At 64.0% G+C, this 20682-nt stretch carries 18 protein-coding genes; 5 read left to right on the forward strand and 13 right to left on the reverse strand.

Going from position 1 to position 20682, the window contains the following annotated elements:
* Positions 1–13: 13 nt before the first annotated feature.
* The 4 genes from gyrB to EN850_RS11785 form a co-directional block, all read right to left on the reverse strand.
* On the reverse strand, positions 14–2485 hold the full coding sequence (gene gyrB, locus EN850_RS11775; protein WP_135862417.1) for a DNA topoisomerase (ATP-hydrolyzing) subunit B: 2472 nt from the start codon (positions 2483–2485) through the stop codon (positions 14–16).
* A 145-nt stretch (positions 2486–2630) separates the two neighbouring features.
* Positions 2631–4883: a caspase family protein gene (locus EN850_RS11780; RefSeq protein ID WP_281407265.1), complete on the reverse strand. Its 2253-nt coding sequence runs from the start codon at positions 4881–4883 to the stop codon at positions 2631–2633.
* On the reverse strand, positions 4844–5260 hold the full coding sequence (locus tag EN850_RS37710) for a caspase family protein (protein WP_281407266.1): 417 nt from the start codon (positions 5258–5260) through the stop codon (positions 4844–4846). The genes EN850_RS11780 and EN850_RS37710 overlap by 40 nt, the downstream gene beginning before the upstream one ends.
* A gap of 81 nt (positions 5261–5341) precedes the next feature.
* Positions 5342–5911, reverse strand: coding sequence for an NADPH-dependent FMN reductase (locus tag EN850_RS11785; protein ID WP_135862415.1), 570 nt, complete (start codon positions 5909–5911; stop codon positions 5342–5344).
* Between the two features lie 210 nt (positions 5912–6121).
* On the opposite strand from EN850_RS11785, the gene EN850_RS11790 reads away from it, so the two are divergent.
* Complete coding sequence (locus EN850_RS11790) at positions 6122–7489, forward strand: cytochrome P450 (RefSeq protein ID WP_127872945.1); 1368 nt, start codon at positions 6122–6124, stop codon at positions 7487–7489.
* Positions 7490–7575: 86 nt separating this feature from the next.
* On the opposite strand, the gene EN850_RS11795 is transcribed toward EN850_RS11790, so the two are convergent.
* The 7 genes from EN850_RS11795 to EN850_RS11825 all read right to left on the reverse strand — a co-directional run bounded on the left by EN850_RS11795 (position 7576) and on the right by EN850_RS11825 (position 13459).
* On the reverse strand, positions 7576–8553 hold the full coding sequence (locus EN850_RS11795; protein ID WP_135930569.1) for a complex I NDUFA9 subunit family protein: 978 nt from the start codon (positions 8551–8553) through the stop codon (positions 7576–7578).
* A 110-nt stretch (positions 8554–8663) separates the two neighbouring features.
* Complete coding sequence (locus tag EN850_RS37095) at positions 8664–8807, reverse strand: hypothetical protein (protein WP_245518367.1); 144 nt, start codon at positions 8805–8807, stop codon at positions 8664–8666.
* A 175-nt stretch (positions 8808–8982) separates the two neighbouring features.
* Positions 8983–9984 carry an Ldh family oxidoreductase gene (locus EN850_RS11805; protein WP_189591057.1) on the reverse strand — a complete coding sequence of 334 codons (1002 nt, stop codon included), beginning with the start codon at positions 9982–9984 and terminating at the stop codon, positions 8983–8985.
* A gap of 127 nt (positions 9985–10111) precedes the next feature.
* On the reverse strand, positions 10112–10921 hold the full coding sequence (locus tag EN850_RS11810) for an ABC transporter permease (protein WP_127275824.1): 810 nt from the start codon (positions 10919–10921) through the stop codon (positions 10112–10114).
* Complete coding sequence (locus tag EN850_RS11815; protein ID WP_135862970.1) at positions 10921–11586, reverse strand: ABC transporter permease; 666 nt, start codon at positions 11584–11586, stop codon at positions 10921–10923. The genes EN850_RS11810 and EN850_RS11815 overlap by 1 nt, the downstream gene beginning before the upstream one ends.
* 203 nt (positions 11587–11789) lie before the next feature.
* Positions 11790–12587 (reverse strand): transporter substrate-binding domain-containing protein, encoded by a 798-nt coding sequence (locus tag EN850_RS11820; protein WP_127275823.1) that lies wholly within the window; start codon positions 12585–12587, stop codon positions 11790–11792.
* 56 nt (positions 12588–12643) lie between these two features.
* On the reverse strand, positions 12644–13459 hold the full coding sequence (locus EN850_RS11825) for an ABC transporter ATP-binding protein (protein WP_136091295.1): 816 nt from the start codon (positions 13457–13459) through the stop codon (positions 12644–12646).
* 213 nt (positions 13460–13672) lie between these two features.
* On the opposite strand from EN850_RS11825, the gene EN850_RS11830 reads away from it, so the two are divergent.
* The 4 genes from EN850_RS11830 (at position 13673) to EN850_RS11850 (ending at position 17783) form a co-directional block, all read left to right on the forward strand.
* Positions 13673–14545: a dimethylarginine dimethylaminohydrolase family protein gene (locus EN850_RS11830; RefSeq protein WP_135933030.1), complete on the forward strand. Its 873-nt coding sequence runs from the start codon at positions 13673–13675 to the stop codon at positions 14543–14545.
* A complete protein-coding gene (locus tag EN850_RS11835; RefSeq protein WP_135933029.1) occupies positions 14515–15186 on the forward strand; it encodes a TetR family transcriptional regulator C-terminal domain-containing protein in 672 nt (223 codons plus the stop codon). Before EN850_RS11830 ends, EN850_RS11835 begins: the two co-directional genes overlap by 31 nt.
* Positions 15187–15272: 86 nt before the next feature.
* Positions 15273–16853, forward strand: coding sequence for a 5-guanidino-2-oxopentanoate decarboxylase (locus EN850_RS11845; protein WP_136091296.1), 1581 nt, complete (start codon positions 15273–15275; stop codon positions 16851–16853).
* Positions 16854–17075: 222 nt separating this feature from the next.
* On the forward strand, positions 17076–17783 hold the full coding sequence (locus tag EN850_RS11850; protein ID WP_127275818.1) for an SDR family NAD(P)-dependent oxidoreductase: 708 nt from the start codon (positions 17076–17078) through the stop codon (positions 17781–17783).
* Between the two features lie 221 nt (positions 17784–18004).
* On the opposite strand, the gene rpsA is transcribed toward EN850_RS11850, so the two are convergent.
* Together rpsA and cmk are read right to left on the reverse strand one after the other, a co-directional pair.
* Positions 18005–19702: a 30S ribosomal protein S1 gene (gene rpsA / locus EN850_RS11855; RefSeq protein WP_127275816.1), complete on the reverse strand. Its 1698-nt coding sequence runs from the start codon at positions 19700–19702 to the stop codon at positions 18005–18007.
* A gap of 206 nt (positions 19703–19908) precedes the next feature.
* Positions 19909–20559: a (d)CMP kinase gene (gene cmk, locus EN850_RS11860; protein ID WP_127275815.1), complete on the reverse strand. Its 651-nt coding sequence runs from the start codon at positions 20557–20559 to the stop codon at positions 19909–19911.
* Positions 20560–20682 lie beyond the last annotated feature (123 nt).

Genomic DNA, 20682 nt, shown 5'->3' on the forward strand with positions numbered 1-20682 from the left:
GATGGGCGGTCGGTCAAATATCCAGGTTGGCGACCGACAGGGCGTTGTCCTGGATGAATTCGCGCCGTGGTTCCACCTCGTCGCCCATCAGCCGCGAGAACAGGCTGTCGGCGTCGGTCGCGTCGTTGACCTTGACCTGCAGCAGCGAGCGCACATTCGGGTCGAGCGTGGTCTCCCACAACTGCTCGGCATTCATCTCGCCGAGCCCCTTGTAGCGTTGCATGGTCAGTCCTTTGCGGCCGGTCGCGAAGACCGCGTTGAGCAGCGCCAGCGGCCCCGAGACAGTTTCGGACACATCCTTGCGGCGCAGCACCGGCGGCATCTCGTAGATCTCGCTGAGGCGCTGCGCGTAGCGGTCGAGCTGGCGTGCATCGGCGGAATTGATCAGCGCCATGTCGAGATGGGCGTATTCCTTCACGCTGCGCACGGTGCGTTCGAAGACATAGCCGCCGATACCCTCGTTCGACGTCGACATGCGGCCGGTCCAGCCGCGCTCGGTGTCCTCGGCAATGATGTCGAGGCGTTGCGCGATCCGCTCCGCCATCGCGTTGGCACGGCCAAGATCGGCGAAGACATCGGGATTGAGCCCGCCGGCGATCGCCGCCTGCTCGACGACGTTGCGGTTGTAGCGCGTGTGCAAGCCGTTGATGAGCTGGCGCACGGCCAGCGCGTCGGCAACGGCGCCGTGCAGATCCTGTCCGGTCCGCACTTCCCCCGAGCCAAGTGTAAGCGAAGCCTCCTCCAACCCTGAATCGATCAGGAATTCCTCGAAGGCGCTCTCATTCTTGATGTATTGCGAGCTCTTGCCGCGCGTCACTTTGTAGAGCGGCGGCTGGGCGATGTAGAGATGGCCGCGCTCGATCAGCTCCGGCATCTGCCGGAAGAAGAAGGTGAGCAGCAGGGTCCTGATATGGGCGCCATCGACGTCGGCGTCGGTCATCAGGATGATCTTGTGGTAACGCAGCTTGTCGGCGTTGAATTCGTCCTTGCCAATCGAGGTGCCGAGCGCGGTGATCAGTGTGCCGATCATGTCGGACGAGAGCATGCGGTCGAAGCGGGCCCGCTCGACATTGAGGATCTTGCCGCGCAAGGGAAGGATCGCCTGGTTCTGCCGCGAACGGCCGCCCTTGGCGGAGCCGCCTGCCGAGTCACCCTCGACGATGAAGATTTCGGACTTCGCCGGGTCGCGTTCCTGGCAGTCGGCCAGCTTGCCGGGCAGCGAGGTGACCCCAAGCGAGGTCTTGCGGGTGATGTCGCGCGCCTTGCGCGCGGCTTCGCGCGCCGCCGCGGCCTGGATCACCTTGTCGACGACCACCTTGCCCTCGGTCGGATGCTCTTCGAGCCACGTGCCGAGTGCTTCATTGACCAGCCCTTCGACCACGGGACGGACTTCCGACGAGACCAGCTTGTCCTTGGTCTGCGACGAGAATTTCGGATCGGGAACCTTGACCGACAGCACCGCCGTCAGGCCTTCGCGGCAATCGTCGCCGATCAGCGAGACCTTTTCCTTCTTGGTCAGGCCCGAGGATTCGCCATAGCCGGTGATCTGGCGGGTCAGCGCACCGCGAAAACCGGCCAGATGCGTGCCGCCGTCGCGCTGCGGAATGTTGTTGGTGAAGGCCAGCACATTCTCGTGGTAGCTGTCGTTCCACCACATCGCCACTTCGACGGTGATGCCGTCGCGCTCGGCCCTGATGGCGATCGGCTTCTCGATCAGCGGTTTCTTGACGCGGTCGAGATATTTGACGAACTCTTCGAGGCCCCCGTCATAGTGCAGTTCATGCCTCACGACGTCCGCATGACGGGCGTCTGTCAGCACGATGCGCACACCGGAGTTCAGGAAGGCGAGTTCGCGCAGCCGGTGCTCCAGCGTGCCGAAGTCGAACTCGACCATGGTGAAGGTCTCGGCGGACGGAAAGAAGGTGATCTCGCTGCCGCTGCGGCCCTCATTGGTGCCCGGGCGCTTGTCCTGCTCGTAGCTGCCGGTCGCCTTCAGCGGCGCGTCGGCATCGCCATGGGTGAAACTCATTTCGAAGATCTGGCCGTTGCGGCGGATCTTGAGCTTCAGCCAGGCCGACAGCGCGTTGACGACCGAGACGCCGACGCCATGCAGGCCGCCAGAAACCTTGTAGGAGTTCTGGTCGAACTTTCCGCCGGCATGCAGCTGCGTCATGATCACTTCGGCCGCCGAAATGCCCTCGCTGGGGTGAATGTCGGTCGGAATGCCACGGCCATTGTCGATAACCGTCACCGAGCCATCGGGATTAAGCGTCACCGAAACCAGGTCGGCATGGCCGGCCAGCGCCTCGTCGATGGCGTTGTCGACCACCTCGTAGACCATGTGATGCAGGCCCGAGCCGTCATCGGTGTCGCCGATATACATGCCCGGCCGCTTGCGGACAGCATCCAACCCCTTCAAAACCTTGATGGAATCGGCGCCGTATTCGGCTTCAGCGCCGTTGGTGTTCTCGGTCTGGTCGCTCATGAAAACCTGTTGTCTAGATGCCGCTTGTACAGCGCGAAAAATCGGCCCCGAATCGCGCTTCTGATATCGACTAGATATAGGCGCTAAAGGCGGTTTTTCCAAGGTTTGCAGGCATTTCCGGCTCAAATGCCGAGCCGCCAGCCGGCTATTTTTTTCGAGCGTTGAATTTAGCGAGAAGGCCGTGCAAATATTTGATCGTGGATTTGTCCCTTGGCGCCAGCCGGCCCGTGCGGTCTAGCTCCAGCGTCAGGTTCAGCGCCTTGGTCAGCACCGCCTTCGGATCCTTGGCCACATACGCATAGTTGATGTAGGCCTGAACCAGATCAAATTGCCAAAGCGCATTGTTCGGATCGGATTGAGCCAGTTTCTGGCGGATGCCGAGGCTGGCTTCGAAGGCCTTCCTGGAACCCTCGAAATGCCGCTGCTTGGTCTCCAGCATGCCGATTTCCGAGAATGTGATCGACAGGTCGCGTTGCCAGTCGGAATTGCCCGGGTCGAGCTTGGCCAGCCGGTCGGCAATGGCAAGACTGTCCTGGTAGTTTCGCAGTGCGTCGCTGACATTGCCCTGGACATCAAGCACACCGGCAACCTTTTCCAGACAGACCGAAAGGTCGCGCTGCCAGTCGGTGTTGCCTGGGTCGCTCGCTGCAAGTTCACGCGCTACAGCCAGCGCTTGTTGATAGGAAGCCAGCGCTGCCGGCCAGCTCTCCTGGTCGTTGAGCGCGTTGCCGATCTTGGCGTAGCTGATCGACAGGTCGCGCTTCAAGTCGGTATCGTCAGGGTCGCGGCGCACCAGGTCTTCGGCGATCGCCTGGCTCTTGTTGTAGGCCACGAGCGCATCGGCGGCGGCGCCACGCTCGCGCAGCACGTCACCGATCCTCTCGTGGCTTACGGAGACCGCGCGCTGGCGCTCAAGGTCGTCGGGTTTGTTCTCGGCCAGCGCCTGCCGGATTCTCAGGCTCTCTTCAAAGGCCGTCTGGGCGCTGTCCAACTGGCCGGCGGTACGGGCAAGGTCGCCGATTTCGTCATAGGTTATGGTCAGGTCGCGCAGCAGATAGGCGCTGTTCGGCTCGGCGTCGGCCAATTTCTGCTTGATCGACAGGCTTTGTTGATAGGCCTGGGCGGCCGCGGCCACATCGCCTTGTGTCGCCAGGACGTTGCCGATCTTGTCATTGGCCATGGCAAGATCACCGAGCCAGTCTTTCTTGTCCGGCACGCTTGCGGTCAACTCCTGCAGCATGCCCCTGGCCGCCTCATAGTTTTCGAGCGAGCTCGGCAGGTTGCCTTGCGCCACCTCAGTGTTGGCGAGCTTGATATGGCTGATGGCGAGATCGCGCTTGACGCTGGGATCGGTTTCCTGACGCGACCGCTGCTCGAGATTGGCCAACAGCGCGGCGAAGGCCCGGCCGGCCGCGTCGACATTGCCCACCGTCGTGTAAAGAATACCGAGTTCCTCCAGCGTGCGGCTCTGACGGTCGGCCTGTTCCAGGCTGAGCGAGGTCTGCCCGGCCTCGCCATACAGCGACAGCACGGTTTCATAGCCCTTGATGGCCGCCGCATAGTTGAGGTCGGCGCGCGCCGCGCCCGCCGACAGGAACAGCGTCGCCGCCTGTGACAGCGTCCGGTCGGCGAAATTCGCCTTCAGCGCCTTGCGCGACACCTCGTCGATATCGACCGCCTCGGCCAGCTTCGCCTGTGCCGCGCCGAAGGCGCCCAGGGCCAACTGCTCCTCGGCCTGACGGCGCAGTTCCGTCACACGCGGATCGTCGGCGCCCAGCGTCTTCATCTCGGCGCGTACCTTGACGAAGGCGTCGGCCGCCTCGCGCAGCCTTGCATTCAGGCTCTCGGCCGACAAATGGCTGGTGTCGGCGCTGATCAACGCCCCATAGAGCGGCGCCAGCGGTATGTCGGCGTCGCTGGCGATCCGCTCGACCTCGCCGCGCATGTCCGGCGTCACGTCGGCCATGGCCAGCAGCAGCCGTTCGCGCTCCGGCAACTGCTCCTTGGCCGCGGCGGCGAAGAACAGTTTCGGCAGGCCGCTCTCGACATAGGGCAGTTGCCTGCCGCGCGACAGGTCGTAGACCTCCTGTTGCACCAGCGTCAGCACCGATCGGATTTCGAGCCCGTCCGTGCCGAGATATTTGGTCAGCGCCGTGGTGAAGGGTGAGTTTTGACCGGTGCCATCGGCGGCTGTCTCGCCGGGCGCGGCAGAGAAAGCGAACAGGATGTTTTCCGCCCGCCCGATGCGGCCAAGACCCGGCTTGACCTTGTCGGCGACATCGTTGGCCAGCGAGGTCGCGCCGCGCCCGTCGCCGCCACGCCCCGAGAACGGATCGCTGCGGCAGGCATCGAGCACGATCAGCCCGACTTTCGCGGTGGCCGCGACCGCGTCGCGCACCTCTTCCAGCGGCAGGCTGGTCTTGTCCAGCGCATAAGCGAGGACGCATCGGCATCGACCGGCAGCAGCCGGTTGTCGCCCGATATTTCGACGCCGTGCCCTGAGAAATACACCAGCGCCACGTCCGCGCCCCTGGCGTCTTCGCGGAAATCGTCGAGCGCGCGGCGCATGCGCCTGAGATCGCGGTTGGTTTCGAGCACCACGTCGAAACCAAGTTTCTTCAGCGCCGCTTCCATCGCTTCGCCGTCATGGATGGGGTTGGCCAGCGGCCGGACCAGCCGGTAGTCGTCATCGGCCATGACCAATGCCACGCGCCGCTCCGCCACCGCGATAGCGGTGGTCGCAAGCACCAGCAGCAAGGCAAACAGCAACCGCAAGTCGAACCGCCCCCGGCTCAGTCATTTGGCGACCATTCCATCTCTTTATGGCACGAGCAAGCCGGGTTGAGAGCGGCTCTTTCAGGCTGCGCGCATTGGTTTCAACGCCTCGCTCCAGCGCGACAGTTCGTCCAGCATGGTCTTGCTCCCGCCCCGCACCTGCTCGCTGGCATCGAAGGCGCCGTTCTCGTCGAGCAGTTTCTGGTACAGCGGCAGCGCGACGCCTTCCGGGATCGGCATGATCCCGACAGCGGTCAGCAGCGGCTTCAGCGCCTGCGCCGCGCGCAGGCCGCCGGAGACACCGCCATAGCTGAAGATGGCGGCGGGCTTGTATTTCCATTCGCGGGCGAGATAGTCGATCGCGTTGACGATCGCGGGTGCCGCGAAATAGTTGTATTCCGGCGCCACGAAGACAAAGGCGTCGGCGGCGTCGATCGCCTTCGACCAGGCCTTGGTGTGGTCGTTCTGATAGTTGCCGAGCCTTGGATGATGCGGTTCGTCCAGCACCGGCAGGTTGAAGGCGGCGATGTCGGTCAGCACTGGCTCGAATTTTCCGTGCTCGCGCACGAACGTCTCCAGCCACTCGGCAAAAACCGGACCGGCGCGGCCGGGCCGCGTGCTGCCGATGATGATGTTCAACTGGTGCTTCAAGGCAGGCTCCTTTGTCGGGCGGTATCCGTTGGTGACCGTCACTACGGCAGAGCGTTCCAGCGGACAAGATGGAACCCTGGCGGAACGGTCACGATCGGATGAACAGACCGTCCGCCCTGGTGTTCCTTCCGCCACGGTCCGGTCTGCCGTTCGGTCACATGGACGCCTGGTGTGCCAGCCACTACATTGATGGGAGCAGCGGAGCACTTCATGGATACTCAGCCCGCCCCCTTCGTTCCTCCCGCCCCGAAGCCGCGCACATCGCCGCCTTCGACGCTGGAGATGATCCGCATCGTCTATCGCAATCCGCTCGAACTCTGGGGCGAGCCGACCTACAACGAACCCTGGATTTCGGCCAAGGGCGCCGGTGGGCCGCTGGTCATCGCCAATGATCCCGGACTGATCCGCCATGTGCTGGTCGACAACGCCAAGAACTACAAGATGGCGACGGTGCGCCAGAAGATCCTGAGGCCAATCCTGCGCGACGGCTTGCTGACCGCCGAGGGCGAGGTGTGGAAGCGGTCGCGCAAGGCAATGGCGCCGGTGTTCACGCCGCGCCACATTTTCGGCTTCGCACAGCCGATGCTGAAACGCACGCTGGAGTTTGTCACCCGTTACGAGGCGGGCGGCACGTCCGATATCGCCCAAGACATGACGCTGCTCACCTACGACATCCTGGCCGAGACGCTGTTTTCCGGTGAGATCGCGGGCGAGCCGGGCAGTTTCGAAAACGAGATCGATCGCCTGTTCGAAACCATGGGCCGCGTCGATCCGCTCGACCTGTTGCGCGCCCCCGACTGGCTGCCGCGGCTGACCCGCATCCGCGGCCGCAAGACGATGGCCTATTTCCGCAAGATCGTGACCGACACGGTCAGGATGCGCGAAGAAAAGTTCAGGCGCGATCCCGATGCCGTGCCCCAGGATTTCCTGACGCTGCTGCTCAAGGCCGAAGGCCCCGACGGACTGACGCGCTCGGAAGTCGAGGACAACATCATCACCTTCATCGGCGCCGGCCACGAGACGACGGCGCGCGCGCTCGGCTGGACGCTGTATTGCCTGGCCGAATCGCCCTGGGAGCGTGACCGGATCGAACGGGAGATCGACCAGGTGCTGGCGCGCGAGCCCGATCCGACGAAGTGGCTCGACGCCATGCCGCTGACCCGCGCCGCCTTCGACGAGGCGCTGCGGCTCTATCCGCCGGCGCCGTCGATCAATCGCGAGCCAATCGAGCCCGAAATGTGGAAGGATCTCTACATCCCCAAGTACGCCGCCGTGCTGGTGATGCCGTGGGTCGTCCACCGCCACAGGAAGCTGTGGGACAGGCCTGACGCCTTCCTGCCCGAACGCTTCCACCCGGGGAACCGTGAAAAGATCGACCGTTTCCAGTATCTGCCCTTCGGCGCGGGTCCGCGCGTCTGCATCGGCGCCAGCTTCGCCATGCAGGAGGCGATCATCGCGCTCGCCGTACTTTTGTCCCGCTTCCGCTTCGACACGACGGCCGACACAAAACCCTGGCCGGTGCAGAAATTGACCACGCAGCCGCAAGGCGGTCTGCCGATGCAGGTCACGCCTCGCTAGGTGTGCCGATATTCAGGTGATGCCCGCCTGCGTTCTCGACTCGGCCTGACCTGAATCCCAACACGCCTTTGGCCTACTGCACTCACTTATACGGCTGGTTTGCGCTGCTGGAACTGGCCGGCGGCGCGGAAGCGCCAGAGGTAGCTGGGCAGGATCGTCGCGATCGATTGCGGCTGGATGCCGAGCCCCGCCAGTGTCCGGTTCGCCTTGGCGGCTTCGTCCGAAACGATGTTGTGCTCGCGCAACTGCATCACCTGGTCCTTGGTCAGCAGCGGATTGGGCAGGAGCCCGAGGATCGAGGCCTGGATGTTTGCCACCCACCACGGCACCGGCACCAGCATGCGCTTGCGCTCGATCACGGTGAGCAGTTCCTGCATGCACTCCTTGAAAGTGAGCACGTTGGGGCCGCCAAGCTCGTAGACTTGGCCGCCATCGATCTTGCCGTCGACCGAGCGCGCCACCGCCTCGGCGACGTCGCCGACATAGACCGGCTGGAACTTGGTGTGGCCGCCGCCGATCAGCGGCAGCACCGGAGAATAACGCGCCATATTGGCGAAACGGTTGAAGAAGCTGTCTTCCGGCCCGAAATTGATCGACGGCCGGAAAATCACGGCATCGGCGATCGTCTCCAGCACCGCCTTCTCGCCCAGCGCCTTGGTGCGCGCATAATCCGATTCGGAGTCCAGATCGGCGCCGAGCGCCGAAATATGGGTAAGCCCGGCGCCGACGGAGCGGGCGGCTTCGGCGATCGCGCGAGCACCGAATTCATGTACGGCGGAGAATTTCTGCCGGCCGCTCTCATGCAGGATGGCGACGAGATTGACGACGTGGTCGGCACCTTGCACGGCGCGGTCGACCGACCAGCGCACGCGCACATTGGCCTGCACCGGCTGGATCTGGCCGACATTGCCGAGCGGCTGCAGATGACCGGCAAGATCGGGCCTCCGGCAGGCGACCCGGATGCGATAGCCGCGCTTGGCCAGCGCCCGCACGACATGGCGGCCGACAAAGCCTGACCCGCCAAAGACGACGACAAGCTTTGGGGTCTGCAGGATTTCGGTCATGACGGGCTCCGGCGCGCGTTCCAGATGGCTTGGCTGAGCCGTTTCATAGTCCGTTTTGCGCCAAAGGCAAAGGGTGACGCGTCGTCGCTGCCGCCCTTCTTTCGGGCGTGTCAGAACGCCTTGCCGAGGCGGGCATCGACCGAGTGCCGGTTGCCGCCGCGAATGACGAAGAACAGCAGGATCGAACGACAAACGCAGAAAACCCCGCCGAAGCGGGGTTTTCCGGGTGAGTTTCGTGTCGAAACCAGGGCCAACGAGGCGGCCTGACCTGAGACGGTATCAGCATGGGCGTGAAGCAAGTACGCCCGCCTCGGCCCTGGACGCATCCGACAGAAGACACCGACCGGGCAAACCCGACCTGGATAGCTATTCGTCGTCGGGACGCGCGGGAAGGTTCACCGAGGCGCGGGAAAAAATTCGCCGATTTCTTCAGGCCGAATAGCGCTCGGCGAATTCGGAGATACGCTGGATCACTGCTTTGGGCGCGTTGATGCCGCGCGCCTGCGCCTTCTCGGCCGCTTCGGCCCTGGCACGGCCGGGCACATGCACGCCATAGCGCCGGCGCAGCCGGTCGAGCTGGCCTTTCATGCGCTGCTCGAAATCCGGATCGAGCAGCTTGGGCTCGACCGCGAGCACGAACAGGCCGGTTCCCGGACTGTCGGAGCCGCCACTGAACCACGGCGCGTCGAGCGACCAGTTGGCGCCCGACAGGCCCGCCGCCAGCACCTCGACCATCAGGGCGATGTTGGCGCCGCGCTGGCCGCCAAAGGCAAGCATGGCGCCCTTCATGGCGGCGGCTGGATCGGTCGTCGAATTGCCGCTGGCGTCCAGCGCCCAGCCTTCGGGGATCTTCTTGCCGTCTTCCGCGGCCTTGCGGATGTTGACGAAAGCGGTCGCGCTCGACGACTGGTCGATGACCAGCGGCGCGCCGTCGGCGGCGGGCGCGGCGAACGACATCGGATTGGTGCAGTAGACCGGCTTGACCGAGCCCGAGCCGGCCAGGACGGCCGGTCCATTGGTGGCGGCAAAGGACACCAGCCCCTGCGCCGCCAGCCGGCCGGTGAAGTAGCCGAGCGCCCCGCACGTATAGGCGTTCTTCTGCGAGAAGATGGCGACGCCGAACAGTCTTGCCGCCTTGGCGAGGTCGTCGATGGTACGGTCGAAGCCGGTATGCGCCAGCCCGCCGCGTGCGTCCGAGAAATAAATGGCCAGCGCCGGCCGGGTGATCACCGGGTCGGCATTGCCGTCGATGCGCCCGGCCTCGAGCGCTTCGAGGTAGTCGATGAAATGCGACAGCCCGACGGCTGCAAGTCCTTCGGCCTCGGCGGCGATGATCGAGGCGGTGAGCGATTGCGCCGCCTCCTCATTGGCGCCGGCGCCAAGTGCCGCCATCCGGCACAGTCCTTTTGCCTGGTCGAGACTGAGTTGCATCATGACGGTCCTAAGGAATTAGGGAATAGGGAATTGTGCGCAGTGAATAGCGAACGGGGATGGAAATGTGAATGCGGAAGTGGCTGGCTACTCCCCTACTCCCCTACTCCCCTACTCCCCTACTCCCCTAACCTATCTTGACCGGGATCCGCGCCTCGATCCGGCTGAAGGCGAAGACCAGAATGCCGGTGATCGCCATATAGATCAACGCCAAGAGCAGCAGGGGCTCGTAGGTGAGGTAGGTGTCCTGCCGCACCTTGGACGAGACCGCGAAGATATCGATCACGCTGATCGTCGCCACCAGCGGCGTCGATTTCAGCTGCAGCACGGTCTCGCCGGTCAGCGTTGGCAGCGCCCTGTAGAAGGCTTGTGGCAGCCAGATGCGCCGGAAAATCTTCCAGCGGCTCATGCCGAAGGCGCGGGCCGCTTCCAACTGCCCCTTGGGCACGCCGGCAAAGGCGCCGCGCATCACTTCGCCCTCATAGCCGGCGAAGGACAAGGTCAACGCCAGCACGCCGTATGGCCATGCCTGCCTGAGATAGGGCCACATCCAGGATTCGCGGATCCATGGATATTGCGGAAACAGCGAGCCCAGCCCGTAATAAAGCAGCCATAGCTGGAGAAGCAGCGGCGTGCCGCGAATGATGGTGCAGAAGACTTTCGCCGGAGCCGCGACCCAGATCGAGCCTGCCGCCTGCGCCAGCCCGACGGGCACGGCGATCATGAAGCCGAGCGCGCAGGTGACGGCTAGGATCCACAGGGCACGCCAGATGCCCATCAGGCCCATTTCCCAATATTGCGGCAGCCAGTCCCAGCGCATGAAGAAGGCAGCCGACGCCACCAGCCCCACCGCGATGAGAATCAGCACGATGCGATGCGGCTGCAGCCAGAGCGAAGCGCGCGCCGCCGTATCGATGATGACTGTTTCACCGGTCATCAGCGGGCATCCTTGATCGAAGGCATGCCACGCCGCGCCCATTTTTCGGCGCGGCCAAGCAGGAAGTTCGAAACCAGCGTCACGCAGAGATAGAGCACGCCGGCGGCGAGGAAGAAAATCAGATAGGCCTTGGTGACGCCCGCCGCCTGTCGTGTCGCCAGCGTCAGTTCGAAGAAGCCGACGACGGCCAGCAGAGCGGTGTCCTTGGTGGCGATCAGCCACAGATTGGCGAGGCCCGGAATGGCGAAAGGCAACATCGCCGGCAGCGTGATGCGCCGCAACAGAAGGCCGGGAGACATGCCGAAGGCGCGGGCGGCTTCGATCTGGCCCTGCGGAATGGCGAGGATCGCGCCGCGGATGACTTCCGTCGAATAGGCGCCTTGGACGAAGCCGAGCACGGCGATGCCGGCCACCAGCCCGCTTATGTCGACACGCTGGTAGCCCATGGCGGCCAGCACCTGGTTTATCAGGTCGGTGCCGGCATAATAGAGCAGCAGGATCAGCACCAGTTCCGGCACGGCCCGCACCACGGTGGTGTAGACCGCGAACAGGTCGCGCACCACGGGTCCGCCGTAAAGCTTGCCATAGGCACCCCAGGTTCCAATAAGCAGGCCGACGATGGTGGCGCCGACGGCGATCTCCAGCGAATGCAGGAGCCCGACCAGGAGCGTCCCGCCCCAGCCGACGGGCGCGGGCGAGAGAAGTTCGACGATGCCGGCCGCCGAGGCCGGAAGAAAGGATTCGATCAGCGTCGCCCCCGGATTGCTGGCTCGATCCGCCGGCACCTGCGGCCGGCGGCAAGCATGCGTGGACAGGCCGGCCGGAGGATGAGGCGTCAACGCCCTGTCCTCCGGCCATGCGAGGGTCGTCAGTTCGACTGCGTGGCGCCGCCGTAAATGTCGAAATCGAAGTATTTCTTCGAGATTTCGTCATATTTGCCGTTGGCGCGGATCGCCTTGATGCCGGCGTTGATCTTCTCTTTCAGATCGGTGTCTTCCTTGCGCACGCCGGCGCCGACGCCCGGTCCGAGCACCTCGTCGTCAGGGGCCACCATGCCCTTGAGATCGCAGCAGGCCTTGCCCTGGTCGGTCTTGAGGAACTCCTTGAGCGCGATGGAATCGGCCTGCACCGCGTCGAGGCGGCCGGCGGCAAGGTCGTTGTTGGCTTCGTCCTGCGTCTGGTATTCCTTGATCTCGGATGCGGTCGGGCCGAAGTGCTTCTTGGCGTAGACGGCATGCACCGTCGACACCTGGACGCCGAGGACCTTGCCCTTGAGATCGTCGGGCGTGGCGCCGAATTTCTGGTCCTTGGGGCCGATGATCGCGGTCGGCGTGTTGTAGTACTTGTCGGAGAAGTCGATGGTCTTCTTGCGTTCGTCGGTGATCGACATCGACGAGACGATAAGGTCGATCTTCTTGGTGGTCAGCGCCGGGATGATGCCGTCCCAGGCGACAGGGGTGATGACGCAGTCGAGCTTTTCCTCGGCGCATACGGCGTCGATGAAGTCGATTTCCCAGCCGACCCATTTGCCCGAAGCATCGGGCGAGGTGAAGGGCGCGTAGGGTTCGGCGGCGACGCCGATCTTGACCGGATCGGCCTTGGCCACGCCCATGGCGGCGACGCCGAGCAGCAGTGCCGCGGCCAATGTATTCAGAACAGTCTTCATTTTCAGAACTCCCAGTTTGTTGTTGGTTCCCGGTTTTCTTCCGTCCCGGCCTGTCCCTAGCCGATGTTGCGGATGAACTGCTTGAGCCTTTCGGATTTGGGCGCGCCAAAGATCTGCTCCGGCGGGCCTTCCTCCTCGACCAGCCCGTTGTAGAGGTAGACGACGTGGGTCGCGACCTCGCGGGCGAATTTCATTTCGTGGGTGACCAGCACCATGGTGCGGCCTTCGCGAGCCAGATCGCCGATCACCTTCAGCACTTCGCCCACCAGTTCGGGATCGAGGGCCGAGGTCGGTTCGTCGAACAGCATGACGCGCGGATTGATGGCCAAGGCGCGAGCGATCGCGGCGCGCTGCTGCTGACCACCGGAGAGATAGGCCGGATAGACATCGCGTTTCTCGGCGAGCCCGACCCGCGCCAGCAGCTTTTCGGCCTGGGCGATTGCCTGGTCGCGCTTCACGCCCAGCACATGCACGGGAACCTCGATGACGTTTTCGATCAGCGTCATATGGCTCCACAGGTTGAAGTTCTGGAACACCATGCCGAGCTTGGAGCGGATGCGTTCGATCTGCCTGCGGTCGGCCGGGATGGTGTGGCCGTGGCTGTCCGCCTTAAGCTTGATCTCCTCGCCATTGACCCGGATGATGCCGCTGGTCGGATTTTCCAGGCAGTTGATGCAGCGCAGCAGCGTCGATTTACCCGAGCCCGAGCCGCCGATGATGGCGATGACCTCGCCGTCGCGCGCCGACAGCGATACGCCCTTCAGCACATGCAGTTGACCGAATTTCTTGTGCAGGTTCTCGACATGGATGGCTTCTGCGGCGCAGTCCTGCACCTCGCCTGATGGGAGTTTGGCAGCTGCCACAGCGCTCACCAAATGACCTCCATATGGCCGCCGGCGGTTCGTCGAACGTCTATCCGGCTAATCAACATACGCTGTACTGCCCCGCTCCAGACTTCAAGCATGGACCCAACAGAGCGAGCCCGTCAATCCCGCTCATTACGGCACTTGCGGCCTTGTTGTGCAAGTGTATAAATAACCTCTCATGAAATTTTCCCGATTTTTTTCAGCTTAAAAAGGGCATCGATGAGCGCTTTCGGATCACAGTCCATGGCGGCGCCACTGCGGCGCGTACTGATGCGGTCGGCGGCCAACGCCATGCGTGATGCCGACAGGGCCGCCTGGCACTATGGCCCGGGATTCAACCCGGCGAAAGCAGCCTCGCAGCACGCGGTCCTTGCTGAACTGGTGGCGGCGTCCGGCGCCGAGATCGAATGGATCGAGGACAGGGCGGACGGCCTTTCGGATTCGGTGTTCACGCACGACCCCTCGCTGATGACCGACCGCGGCGCGCTGATCCTGTCCATGGGTAAGCCGTTGCGCGCCAGCGAGCCCTCGCTGCATGAGGAAACCTACAGAAGACTGGGCATTCCGATCCTTGGCCGCGTCGAGGCTCCCGGCCAGGTCGAAGGTGGCGACTGTGTATGGGTGGATGCCCGCACGCTGGCGATCGGGCGCGGTGTCCGCTCCAACCAGGAAGGCATCCAGCAGGTTTCCAACCTGCTGACGCCGTTGGGCATTTCCGTCTACGGCTTTGATCTGCCGCTGTGGCAGGGCGAAGAAGCGTGCCTGCATCTGATGTCGGTGATCAGCCCGCTGGCCGACGACCTCGCCTTGGTCTATTCGCCGCTTTTGCCTGCCCCGTTCTACCAGACGCTGAAGACGCGCGGCATCCGGCTGGTCGAAGGCGACGCCGAAGAATTCGCCGCTTCCAACGGCCTCAGCCTGAACGTCCTGCCGACCAGCCCGCACAAGGTCATTGCCGTCGCGGGCTTTCCCAGGACCAAGGCAGCCATGGAAGCCGCCGGCTGCACGGTTGAAATCTTCGAGGCGGATGCGCTCTGCATCGCCTGCGAAGGCGGGCCGACATGCCTGACGCGACCGATCCTGCGTCAATGAATGCGCGCCGTAAGTTCCGTCGCGAGGGCGAGGGGCGGCGGCGGCAGGATCTGATTGAAGCGACTTTGGACAGCGTGGCGGAATATGGCCTGCAGGGTGCCACCTTGCGTACCATCGCATTGCGCGCCGGCGTCACCGCCGGGCTGATCCGGCATTATTTCCCGGGCAAGGAAGAATTGCTGCAGGAAGCCTATACGGCGCTGGTCGGCCGCATGACCGAGCAGGCGAAAGCGGCACTGGTCATGGATGATGCCTCGCCGCGCCAACGCCTCGCGGCCTTCGTCACCGCCAACCTCAATGCGCCGATCATCGACGCGCGGGTGTTTTCGCTCTGGGCAACCTTCCTCGGCCGCGCCGGTGCCGATCCTGCCTTGGCCCGCGCCCACCGCGACGGCTACCTTGGCTTTCGCAACGAGGTGGAAGCGGTCGTGGCCGAAGTGCTCGCCGCCGAACAGCACAAGCCGGACGCAGGCGAGCTGCGCCACCATGCCATCGCGATCAATGCGATCATCGACGGGCTCTGGATCGAAGGCTGCCTGGCCGGCGAGATGTTCTCGCCCGGCGAATTGGCGGCGATTGGCATCAAGGCTGTCGAGGCCGAGCTCGGCCTCGCGCCGCTCAAGCAATTCCAGGAAAAATGAGAAGCGGTTTTCCCGGGAAAAGCGCGTAGCGCTTTCGCTTGGGAATTGCGTAAGAACTAAGAAGAAAGAGACAGGGGAGTAAAGCAATGACCACCATCGGCGAAGCGCTCATTTCGCTACTCGAGGCCCATGGTGTCGACACCGTCTTCGGCATCCCCGGCGTCCACACGGTCGAGCTCTATCGCGGCCTGGCGAGGTCTAGGATCCGCCATGTCACGCCGCGCCACGAACAGGGCGCCGGCTTCATGGCCGACGGCTACGCCCGGGCCAGCGGCAGGCCGGGCGTCGCCTTCGTCATCACCGGGCCGGGGTTGACCAACACCATCACCGCCATGGGCCAGGCGCGCGCCGATTCGGTGCCGATGCTGGTGATCTCTGGCGTCAACGCCACCGACACGCTCGGCAAGGGGCTGGGCTTCCTGCATGAATTGCCCGACCAGCGCGGCATGATGGAGAAGGTAGCACTGTTCTCGGAGCGCATCACCGAGGCCGCAGAACTGCCGGGCGCGCTCGCTCGTGCCTTCGCCTTGTTTTCGTCCGCGCGTCCAGGACCGGTGCACATCGAAATTCCGACCGACGTCATGGTGAAGCCTGCCGACGGTCTTGCGGCTGCGCTGAGCAATGCCGCCCCGCCCGCTCCGGACGCCAGGGCAATTGCCGAGGCGGCGAAGCTAATCAAGGTAGCGCGCCGTCCGATGATCCTTGCCGGCGGCGGCGCCAGGAAGGCGGAAGCCCCACTGCGGCGGCTTGCCGAAAGACTGGGCGCGCCGGTTGTCGAGACCACCAACGCACGCGGCCTGATGCATGGTCATCCGCTTTGCGTGCCGGCAAGCCCAAGCCTGAAAGCGGTTCGCGCACTGATGGCCGAGGCAGATCTGGTGATCGCCGCCGGCACCGAATTCGGTCCGACCGACTATGACGGCTATGGCGACGGCGGCTTCGTGCTGCCTTCGAACCTGATCCGTATCGACATCGGCGCCGACCAGCTTGCGCGGCGCCCGGCGACGATCGCCATCCAGGCCGATTGCGCCGTGGCGATCGAGGCCCTGCTTGCGGCGATCGATCCCGCCCACAGCGCCCGCGAAGACGGCCATGGCCGCGCCGCGGCGGGGCGAAAGGCCGCCTTTGCCGAGTTGAGCCCGGCCTATGCGGCGCAGGTGCATGCCGTGGAAATGATCCGCGATGCCTTGCCCGGAGCCATCATCGTCGGCGACTCCACCCAGCCGATTTACGCCGCCAACCTCTACTACGACCACGACCGGCCCGGCGGCTGGTTCAATGCCGCGACCGGCTTCGGCGCGCTGGGCTATGGCCCTCCGGCGGCGATCGGCGCGGCACTCGCCATGCCCGATGCCCCGGTTGTCTGCCTGACCGGCGACGGCGGCTTCCAGTTCACCTTGCCGGAGATAGCCGTAGCGCTGGATTCCGAAGCGCCCGTCATCTTCGTCGTCTGGAACAACAGGGGCTATCGCGAGATCGAAACCTCGATGCTCGATGTCGGCGTGGAACCTGTCGGCGTGTCGCCGGCGCCGCCGGATTTCTGCAAGCTTGCCGAAGCCTATGGCATATCAGCCGAAAGGCTGGCCGACATCGACGCCTTGCCACAGGCGTTGAGGCACGCCCGGGCAACGGGACTGCCACGTGTCATCGAAATCACGGTCGTTTGAACCATCCAGGCCGGCCTTGGTCCCCGACCGGAAGCGGACCATTTGCCGGCTTGGTCTTGGAAGGCATGAGGCTTCGCTATTCGACGGTGCGCTGACGCATGCAAAGACGTGACGGCTGCCATGTCGAGATATCGGTTGAGTGATCGACTGAAAGGCGCGACGCTTCGCGTCGGCGCGGCTAACCAACGACAAAAGTCATAAAAATGACAGGAGCGGTCCAGGATGACGGAAACACTTGAAGGCAGGCATATCGTTGTGACCGGTGGAACCGGCGCGCTCGGTGGGGCGGTGGTCGGCAGGCTGCTGGAGCAGGGCGCGATCTGTCATGTGCCGAACGCGCACGCCGCGGCACCTCAGCACTTCCCCTTCACCGCGCACGACAATGTGAAGCTGGCGCACAATGTCGACCTGTCGGACTCCGCCAAGGTCGAAGCCTTCTATTCTCAGGTCCCTGCCTTGTGGGGATCGATCCATCTGGCGGGCGGCTTTGCCATGGCACCGGTGGAAAAGATCGAATCGGCATCCTTCGCCGAGATGATGGACACCAACGCCCGCACCACCTTCCTGTGCAGCCGCGCGGCTATCCGCTCGATGCTGGCGTCGGGCTCTGCCGGCCGCATCGTCAATGTCACCGCGCGCGCCGGGCTCGACCCCAGGCGCGGCGCCGGGATGGTCGCCTACACCGCCAGCAAGGCGGCGGTCGCTGCCATGACGGTGGCCATGGCGGAAGAGCTCAAGGCCAATGGCATCCTGGTCAATGCCGTGGCTCCCTCGACGCTCGACACGCCCGCGAACCGCGCCGACATGCCGGATGCCGATTTCACCAAATGGGTCAGCCTCGAAGCTGCGGCCGAATCAATCGCCTATCTCGTCTCGCCCACCAACCGGGCAATGAGCGGAACGCTGGTGCCGCTCTACGGCAGGGCCTGAACTTCAAGAGCATTTCGCCGAGAGCAATTCCAGGGAAAGTGCGTAACGGTTTTCCCGGGAAGAACGCGTAGCGGTTTCCCTTGGGAATTGCGTGAAAACAAAGAGTTGGAGCGGGTCGGCGATTCAATCAAACGCTGAACCGCTCCAAAGAAAAACCCCGCCGGAGCGATCCGGCGGGGTTTTGTTTTTGGACTGTGGAAGGACTTCGCGTTGCGAAGGACTTAGTTGCCCTGCTTCTTCAGCGCGGCACCCAGGATGTCGCCCAGCGAAGCGCCGGAGTCGGTCGAGCCGTACTGTGCGACCGCTTCCTTCTCTTCGGCGATTTCCAGCGCCTTGATCGAGACCTGCAGCTTGCGGGTCTTCTTGTCGAAGGCGATGACGCGGGCGTCGACCTTCTGGCCGACGGTGAAGCGCTCGGGGCGCTGCTCGTCGCGATCACGGCTGAGGTCGGAGCGCTTGATGAATGTCTCGATGCCGCTGTCGACCAGCCGCACTTCCAGACCGCCATCCTTGACGCCGATGACTTCGCAGGTGACGACCGCGTTCTTGCGCAGTTCGCCCGAAGTCGCGGCTTCGCCGACCGTGTCCTTGGCCAGCTGCTTGATGCCGAGCGAGATGCGCTCCTTGTCGATGTCGACGTCGAGCACCTGCGCCTTGACCATGTCGCCGCGATTGTACTCTTCGATGACCTGCTCGCCCGGACGGGTCCAGTCGAGGTCGGAGAGGTGGACCATGCCGTCCACGTCGCCTTCGAGGCCGATGAACAGGCCGAACTCGGTCTTGTTCTTGACCTCGCCCTCGACCTGGCTGCCGACCGGATGGCTCGAGGCGAAAGCCTGCCACGGATTCTCCAGCGTCTGCTTGAGGCCGAGCGAGATGCGGCGCTTGGCCGGATCGACCTCGAGCACCACCACGTCGACTTCCTGCGTCGTCGACAGGATCTTGCCGGGGTGCACGTTCTTCTTGGTCCACGACATTTCCGAAACGTGGATGAGACCCTCGATGCCCGGCTCCAGCTCGACGAATGCGCCGTAGTCGGTGATGTTGGTGACGGTACCCTTGATCTTCTTGCCGATCGGGAACTTGGTGCCGATCTCGGACCACGGATCGCTCTCGAGCTGCTTCATGCCGAGCGAGATGCGGTGGGTTTCCTGGTTGATGCGGATGATCTGCACCTTGACCGTCTGACCGATGTTGAGGATTTCGGTCGGATGGTTGACGCGGCGCCATGCCATGTCGGTGACGTGCAGCAGGCCGTCGATGCCGCCGAGGTCGACGAACGCACCGTAGTCGGTGATGTTCTTGACGACGCCTTCGACCACCTGGCCTTCTTCAAGGTTCTGCACGATTTCCGAACGCTGTTCGGCGCGGCTCTCCTCGAGCACGGTGCGGCGCGAAACCACGATGTTGCCGCGGCGGCGATCCATCTTGAGGATCTCGAAGGGCTGCGGGTTGTGCATCAGCGGGGAAACGTCGCGGATCGGGCGGATATCGACCTGGCTGCGCGGCAGGAAGGCCACGGCGCCGTCGAGGTCGACGGTGAAGCCGCCCTTGACCTGGTTGAAGATGACGCCTTCGACGCGCTCACCCTTGGTGAACTTCTCTTCGAGGCGGACCCAGCTCTCTTCGCGGCGGGCCTTCTCACGGGAAAGCATGGCTTCGCCAAGCGCGTTCTCGATGCGCTCGACATAGACTTCGACGGTGTCACCGACCTTGAGGGTGGTGTCCTTGCCCTTGACGCCGAATTCCTTCAGCGGCACGCGGCCTTCGACCTTCAGGCCGACGTCGATGATGGCCATGTCCTTTTCGATCGCCGTGATCGTACCCTTGACGACCTGACCTTCGCCGGAATGGCCGGTGGTGAATGATTCTTCGAGCAGGCTCGCGAAATCATCGCGAGTGGGATTTGCAGCTGACATTGTTTCTCCTGGAGTGCCCCGCATCTCGAGCGGGACGGGCGCCGTGGGTTAGCGTTGCGTTGGCCTGCCGGCGTTCCGGGCTAAAAAGCCCTGGGCCGCTTTTCGAGCGGCAATTCCGGCGCATGAAGAATGCTGGCAGGCTGGTTCGTGCCCGATATGGGTATTTTCTTCGCCTCCGGCAACGGAAACGCGGGAGAAAACCCGGATCAGGCCTTGTTTCTCTTGGCCAGCACGTCGTCGATAACAGACATGGCCGCGAGAAACGCGGCTTCTATAGCCATTTCGCTGGTATCAAGCAAGTGCGCGTCGGCGGCCGGCTTCAGCGGCGAGTCGGCCCGGCCCATGTCGCGCTCGTCGCGGCGTTGGATATCGGCAAGGATTTCGGCGAAATTGGCGGTGCCGCCGATGCTTTCGATCTCGGCCAGCCGGCGGCGTGCCCGCACTTCGGCACTCGCCGTCACATAGAGTTTGATGTCGGCGTCGGGACACACGACGGTGCCGATATCGCGCCCGTCAAGCACCGCGCCCGGCGGCGTCCTGGCGAAATCGCGCTGCTTTTCGACCAGGATGCGGCGCACGGTCGGGAAAACCGCGACCTTCGAAGCCGCTTCGCCAACCGCATGCGCCGACAGCACCGCGCGGTCGAGCTTTGCCAGGTCGACCTGGCGCGCCGCGGTCTCTGCCGCTGAGACATTGTCGAGCGGCAGGCCAAGCCGCAGCAGCGCATGTGCGACGGCGCGATAGGTAAGCCCGGTGTCGAGCAGATTCAGGCGATAGTGATCGGCGAGCCGGCGGGCGAGCGTGCCCTTGCCGGCGCCGGCCGGTCCGTCGATGGCGATGGTGAAGGGGTGGGTCATTGGCAGGCCGTCGATCCCAACGCGTTCGTCATCCTAGGGCGGAGCAGGAGCGAAGCTCCGTCGCGGAGACCCTGGGATCCATGCCGTGTCCTCAACCGAAGGATGCCGCGGACCAGAATATTG

The organism is Mesorhizobium sp. M8A.F.Ca.ET.207.01.1.1, assembly GCF_004794715.1.
In the GTDB taxonomy this organism is placed as follows: Bacteria; Pseudomonadota; Alphaproteobacteria; order Rhizobiales; family Rhizobiaceae; genus Mesorhizobium.